Genomic DNA, 6,305 nt, shown 5'->3' on the forward strand with positions numbered 1-6,305 from the left:
ACGATGTAAGCCTGAGCTTTCTCGAGCTGCTCGTTCAGAGCATCTTCAGCCATGCGCAGTTTGAACCACTGGCCGTGCTCAAGACCGTCGAGAATTTCGTCGGTGATGTCCTGACCTTTCTTCAGACCTGCGCCGCCTTCAGCCTTGCGGCCTACCAGAGCGGAACGCAGACGTTCGAAGGTCGCGCCTTCAACGATACGGAACTCTTCGTTCAGGTCCTTGCGGATCTCGTCGAGTTGGGTCTTCTCGATGGACAGTGCACGAGCATCACGCTCAACGCCGTCACGGGTGAAGACCTGTACGTCGATGACAGTACCCTTGGTACCGGTAGGTACACGCAGGGAGGTGTCTTTAACGTCGCTGGCTTTTTCACCGAAGATGGCACGCAACAGCTTCTCTTCCGGAGTCAGCTGGGTCTCGCCTTTCGGAGTGACCTTACCTACCAGAATGTCGCCTGCGCCAACTTCAGCACCTACGTAAACGATACCGGCTTCGTCCAGTTTGTTCAGTGCAGCTTCACCCACGTTCGGGATGTCTGCAGTGATCTCTTCAGGCCCAAGCTTGGTGTCACGCGCCACACAGGTCAGTTCCTGAATGTGGATCGTGGTGAAACGGTCTTCTTGTACAACTCGTTCCGACAGGCAGATGGAGTCTTCGAAGTTGTAACCGTTCCAGGCCATGAACGCGATGCGCATGTTCTGACCCAGTGCCAGCTCACCCATATCGGTGGACGGGCCGTCAGCCATGATGTCGCTGCGCTGAACCCGATCACCCTTGCTCACCAGCGGACGCTGGTTGATGCAGGTGTTCTGGTTGGAGCGGGTGTATTTGGTCAGGTTGTAGATGTCGACACCGGCTTCGCCAGTTTCAACTTCGTCATCAGCAACACGAACCACGATACGGCTGGCATCAACGGAGTCGATCACGCCGCCACGACGAGCCACGACGCAAACGCCGGAGTCACGGGCTACGTTACGCTCCATGCCGGTACCTACCAGCGGCTTGTCAGCACGCAAAGTCGGTACAGCTTGACGCTGCATGTTGGAACCCATCAACGCACGGTTGGCGTCATCGTGTTCCAGGAACGGGATCAGCGACGCTGCAACCGAAACTACCTGCTTGGGCGACACGTCCATCAAGGTGACGTCTTCCGGCGCCTTGACGGTGAACTCGTTCAAGTGACGAACAGCGACCAGCTCGTCGATCAGCATTTTCTTGTCGTTCATCGTGGCCGAAGCCTGAGCGATCACGTGATCAGCTTCTTCGATGGCGGACAGGAACACGATCTCGTCGGTGACCAAAGCGTCTTTCACCACACGGTACGGGCTCTCGAGGAAGCCGTACTGGTTGGTGCGCGCATAAGCAGCCAGGGAGTTGATCAGACCGATGTTCGGACCTTCCGGCGTTTCGATCGGGCAAACACGACCGTAGTGCGTCGGGTGAACGTCACGAACTTCAAAGCCTGCACGCTCACGGGTCAAACCGCCAGGGCCGAGTGCAGAAACACGGCGCTTGTGGGTGATCTCGGAGAGCGGGTTGTTCTGGTCCATGAACTGCGAGAGCTGGCTGGAACCGAAGAACTCTTTCACCGCCGCAGCCACTGGCTTGGCGTTGATCAGGTCTTGCGGCATCAGGCCTTCGCTTTCGGCCATCGACAGACGCTCTTTGACCGCACGCTCAACACGTACCAGGCCAACGCGGAACTGGTTTTCAGCCATTTCGCCTACACAGCGAACACGACGGTTACCCAGGTGGTCGATGTCATCGACGATGCCTTTGCCGTTACGGATGTCGACCAGAGTCTTCAGTACCGCGACGATGTCTTCCTTGCACAACACGCCCGAACCTTCGATCTCGGTACGCCCGATACGACGGTTGAACTTCATCCGGCCGACCGCAGACAGGTCATAGCGCTCAGGGCTGAAGAACAGGTTGTTGAACAGGGTCTCGGCAGCGTCTTTGGTCGGTGGCTCGCCAGGACGCATCATGCGATAGATCTCGACCAGCGCTTCCAATTGGTTGCTGGTGGAGTCGATCTTCAGTGTGTCGGAGACAAACGGACCGCAGTCGATATCGTTGGTGTACAGGGTTTCGATGCGAACGACCTGAGCCTTGGCGATTTTGGCCAGGATCTCGGTGTTCAGCTCGGTGTTGCACTCAGCCAGGATTTCGCCGGTGGCTGGGTGAACGATAACCTTGGCGGTCGTACGACCCAGGACATAGTCCAAAGGCACGTCGAGCGACTTGATACCGGCTTTTTCGATCTGGTTGATGTGGCGCGCAGTAATACGGCGACCAGCCTCAACGATGACCTTGCCGTTTTCATCCTGGATATCCAGGACGGCAATTTCACCACGCAGACGCGAAGCAATCAGCTCCAGGCTGAGAGTTTCACCCTTCAGGCTGAATACGTTGGTGGTGTAGAAAGCGTCCAGCACTTGCTCAGTGGTATAGCCGAGCGCGCGCAGCAGTACCGAGGCCGGAAGCTTGCGACGACGGTCGATACGCACGAACACGCAGTCTTTCGGGTCGAACTCGAAGTCCAACCACGAACCGCGGTACGGAATGATCCGCGCGGAGTAAAGGAGCTTACCGGAGCTGTGCGTCTTGCCGCGGTCGTGGTCGAAGAACACGCCCGGGGAACGGTGCAGCTGGGAAACGATCACACGCTCGGTACCGTTGATAACGAAGGTACCGTTTTCAGTCATCAGTGGGATTTCGCCCATGTAGACTTCTTGCTCTTTGATGTCCTTGATCGCTTTGTTCGACGATTCTTTGTCGAAAATGATCAGGCGGACTTTTACCCGCAAAGGTACGGCGTACGTAACACCGCGCAACACGCATTCTTTGACATCAAATGCCGGTTCGCCCAGGCGATAACCCACGTACTCCAGCGCAGCATTGCCGGAGTAGCTGATGATCGGGAAAACGGATTTGAAGGCCGCATGCAGGCCCACGTCGCGGAACTGATCTTTGGTCGCTCCCGCCTGCAAGAATTCACGATACGAATCCAGCTGGATAGCCAGAAGGTACGGGACATCCATGACGTCCGGCAACTTGCTAAAGTCCTTGCGGATACGTTTTTTCTCAGTATATGAGTAAGCCATCAGCGTTCCCCAGCTTGGTCACCTGCTTGTTTGGCCCCTCCGACGGGAGCAGCCAGAAAATCTTGCAAACCCCATGGTTTGCACCACCGCATCGGGTGGCTACAGCGCGTTTATGGCGGCGACCGAGTCGACAGCCAATAACGGAAAAAGGCCGGTGGCAAGAGCCACCAGCCATCAGCCTTCAGCTTAACGCTTGGGCTGGAAACGCAAGGTCGATACTTACTTCAGCTCGACTTTAGCGCCTGCTTCTTCCAGAGTGGCCTTGGCCTTGTCAGCTGCGTCTTTCGACACTGCTTCCAGAACCTGGGCAGGAGCGCCGTCAACTACAGCCTTGGCTTCTTTCAAGCCCAGACCGGTCAGCTCACGTACTGCCTTGATCACGTTTACTTTCTTCTCGCCAGCTTCCAGCAGCATGACGTTGAATTCGGTTTGCTCTTCAACCACGGCAGCAGCAGCAGCTGGACCAGCGGAAGCAGCGGCAGCGGAAACGCCGAATTTTTCTTCGAAAGCTTTGATCAGCTCAACAACCTGCAGAACCGACATTTCAGCTACGGCGTTGAGGATATCGTCTTGGGAGATAGACATTGCTGTATTTCCTGAATTGGGGGACGGCCTACGCGGCCATCGAAATAAACAAAAAAACGCGAGAGAGTTTGCTCAGCCTTAGGCTGCGGCAGCTTCTTTTTGCTCGCGAACTGCGGCCAGAGTACGAGCCAACTTGCTGGTAGCGCCTTGAATCACGCTCATCAGCTGAGAAATAGCTTCGTTACGGGTCGGCAGTGTTGCCAGTACGTCGATTTGGTTAGCTGCGAGGAACTTGCCCTCGAACGCAGCTGCCTTGATCTCGAACTTATCCTGACTCTTGGCGAATTCCTTGAACAAACGGGCAGCAGCGCCTGGATGATCAGTGGAGAATGCAATCAGAGTCGGGCCGGTGAACACGTCGTTGAGGACACTGTATTCAGTGTCAGCAACAGCGCGCTTGAGCAGGGTGTTACGTACAACACGTACGTAGACGCCAGCTTCACGAGCCTCTTTACGGAGTCCGGTCATAGCGCTTACTGTCACACCACGGGCATCAGCCACGACAGCGGACAGAGCAGCTTTGGCAGCCTCGTTGACTTCAGCGACGATGGCCTTCTTGTCTTCGAGATTAATTGCCACGGGTTTAACTCCTGCTTGTTACCGTTTCATCTGGCCTAAGCCGGATGTCGTTTTGGTGTCTGATTCGGTAAGGAACCGGGAGCACCATCTGCGTAGGCTTTTGGTTTAAGGCTTGCGCCGCCTACGGTCTTGGATAGCCCCCGCCAGGCAGGGACCCCAATTTTTCAATTGACGCAATCGCTTGCGTCAACGCGTGTCTTATACGTCCAGCGAGCCTTGGTCGATGACCAGACCTGGGCCCATAGTGGTGCTCAGGGTAACGCGCTTGACGTAGATACCTTTCGACGAAGCTGGCTTGATACGCTTCAGATCAGCGATCAGGGCTTCAACGTTTTCCTTCAGCTTGACGGCGTCAAAGCCGACTTTGCCAACGGAAGTGTGAATGATGCCGTTTTTGTCGGTGCGATAACGAACCTGACCAGCCTTGGCGTTTTTAACCGCGGTGGCTACGTCTGGCGTTACGGTGCCGACTTTAGGGTTAGGCATCAGACCACGTGGACCGAGGATCTGACCCAACTGACCTACAACGCGCATAGCATCCGGGGATGCAATAACTACGTCATAGTTCAGGTCGCCGCCTTTCATTTCGGCAGCCAGGTCGTCCATACCAACGCGATCAGCGCCGGCGGCCAGAGCAGCTTCAGCTGCCGGGCCTTGGGTGAAGACAGCAACACGTACAGTCTTGCCAGTACCGTGTGGCAGCACAGTAGCGCTACGAACGACCTGGTCGGATTTACGTGGGTCAACACCCAGATTTACAGCAACGTCAACGGACTCGCTGAACTTGACAGTCGACAGCTCGGTCAGCAGAGCAGCAGCGTCTACAAAATTGTAGGACTTGCCCGCTTCGATTTTGCCGGCGATAGCCTTTTGGCGCTTGGTCAGCTTAGCCATTACACACCCTCCACGTTAAGGCCCATGCTACGAGCAGAACCGGCGATGGTACGCACGGCTGCATCCATATCAGCTGCAGTCAGATCCGCGTTTTTGGTTTTCGCGATTTCTTCCAGCTGAGCACGAGTTACGGTGCCAACCTTAACGGTGTTAGGACGAGCGGAACCGCTAGTCAGACCAGCAGCCTTCTTCAACAAAACCGAAGCCGGGGTCGACTTGGTTTCGAAAGTAAAGCTACGGTCGCTGTACACAGTGATGATCACTGGAGTCGGCAGACCAGGCTCAATACCCTGAGTACGGGCGTTGAAGGCCTTGCAGAATTCCATGATGTTCACGCCGTGCTGGCCCAGAGCTGGACCGACAGGTGGACTTGGGTTGGCCTGAGCGGCCTTCACTTGCAGCTTGATGTAAGCGGTAATCTTCTTGGCCATGAGGCACTCCAATTACGGGTTCAAGCGCCTCGAAAGGCTCCCCGGTTACTTGCGCGTATATCCCAGTGACGACAAAACCCCACAGCCTAAGGCTGCGGGGTTGGGATGCTTGCTCAGCTAGACCTTTTCGACCTGACTGAACTCCAACTCTACCGGAGTAGAGCGCCCGAAAATGAGCACCGCCACTTGGATCCGGCTCTTTTCGTAGTTAACTTCTTCGACGGTACCGTTGAAATCAGCAAACGGACCATCTGTGACACGAACAACCTCACCCGGCTCGAACAACGTCTTCGGCTTGGGCTTGTCGCTACCGTCAGCAACGCGACGCAGAATTGCTTCTGCCTCTTTGTCAGTGATCGGAGCAGGCTTATCAGCGGTACCGCCAATGAAACCCATAACACGAGGAGTGTCCTTGACCAAGTGCCAAGTACCTTCATTCATGTCCATCTGAACCAGCACATAGCCAGGGAAGAACTTGCGTTCACTTTTACGCTTCTGACCATTCCGCATTTCAACCACTTCTTCAGTGGGAACCAGAATTTCGCCGAAGCCATCTTCCATGCCTGCCAGCTTTACGCGCTCCAGCAAAGAGCGCATAACATGCTTCTCGTAACCCGAGTAAGCATGCACAACGTACCAACGCTTAGCCACGGGACACCCTTAGCCAACAATCAAGGAAACAAGCCAGCCGAGCAGGGAATCAAGCCCC

General features: G+C 55.6%; 6 protein-coding genes. All 6 read right to left on the reverse strand.

Translation table 11 applies throughout. From position 1 onward, the window contains the following. The coding region (rpoB, locus tag ACP7A2_RS26975; RefSeq protein ID WP_426136830.1) for a DNA-directed RNA polymerase subunit beta at positions 1–3,107 on the reverse strand (3,107 nt) is incomplete at its 3' end. Between the two features lie 219 nt (positions 3,108–3,326). Further along, positions 3,327–3,692 (reverse strand): 50S ribosomal protein L7/L12, encoded by a 366-nt coding sequence (rplL, locus tag ACP7A2_RS26980; RefSeq protein ID WP_092230792.1) that lies wholly within the window; start codon positions 3,690–3,692, stop codon positions 3,327–3,329. 78 nt (positions 3,693–3,770) lie between these two features. Continuing rightward, a complete protein-coding gene (gene rplJ, locus ACP7A2_RS26985) occupies positions 3,771–4,271 on the reverse strand; it encodes a 50S ribosomal protein L10 (RefSeq protein WP_276195110.1) in 501 nt (166 codons plus the stop codon). 198 nt (positions 4,272–4,469) lie between these two features. After that, on the reverse strand, positions 4,470–5,165 hold the full coding sequence (rplA, locus tag ACP7A2_RS26990; protein ID WP_003176434.1) for a 50S ribosomal protein L1: 696 nt from the start codon (positions 5,163–5,165) through the stop codon (positions 4,470–4,472). Next, on the reverse strand, positions 5,165–5,596 hold the full coding sequence (gene rplK / locus ACP7A2_RS26995) for a 50S ribosomal protein L11 (RefSeq protein WP_003210097.1): 432 nt from the start codon (positions 5,594–5,596) through the stop codon (positions 5,165–5,167). Before rplK ends, rplA begins: the two co-directional genes overlap by 1 nt. A gap of 117 nt (positions 5,597–5,713) precedes the next feature. After that, positions 5,714–6,247 (reverse strand): transcription termination/antitermination protein NusG, encoded by a 534-nt coding sequence (nusG, locus tag ACP7A2_RS27000; protein ID WP_003176436.1) that lies wholly within the window; start codon positions 6,245–6,247, stop codon positions 5,714–5,716. Between the last annotated feature and the right edge of the window lie 58 nt (positions 6,248–6,305).

Origin of the sequence: Pseudomonas sp. PWP3-1b2, assembly GCF_049896045.1 — a bacterium.
In the GTDB taxonomy this organism is placed as follows: domain Bacteria; phylum Pseudomonadota; class Gammaproteobacteria; order Pseudomonadales; family Pseudomonadaceae; genus Aquipseudomonas; species Aquipseudomonas antarctica_B.

Excerpts from the sequence above, each read along its gene's own strand:
- rplL (WP_092230792.1), bottom strand. The coding sequence starts at position 3,692 with ATGTCTATCTCCCAAGACGATATCCTCAACGCCGTAGCTGAAATGTCG.
- rplA (WP_003176434.1), bottom strand. The coding sequence starts at position 5,165 with ATGGCTAAGCTGACCAAGCGCCAAAAGGCTATCGCCGGCAAAATCGAA.
- rplK (WP_003210097.1), bottom strand. The coding sequence starts at position 5,596 with ATGGCCAAGAAGATTACCGCTTACATCAAGCTGCAAGTGAAGGCCGCT.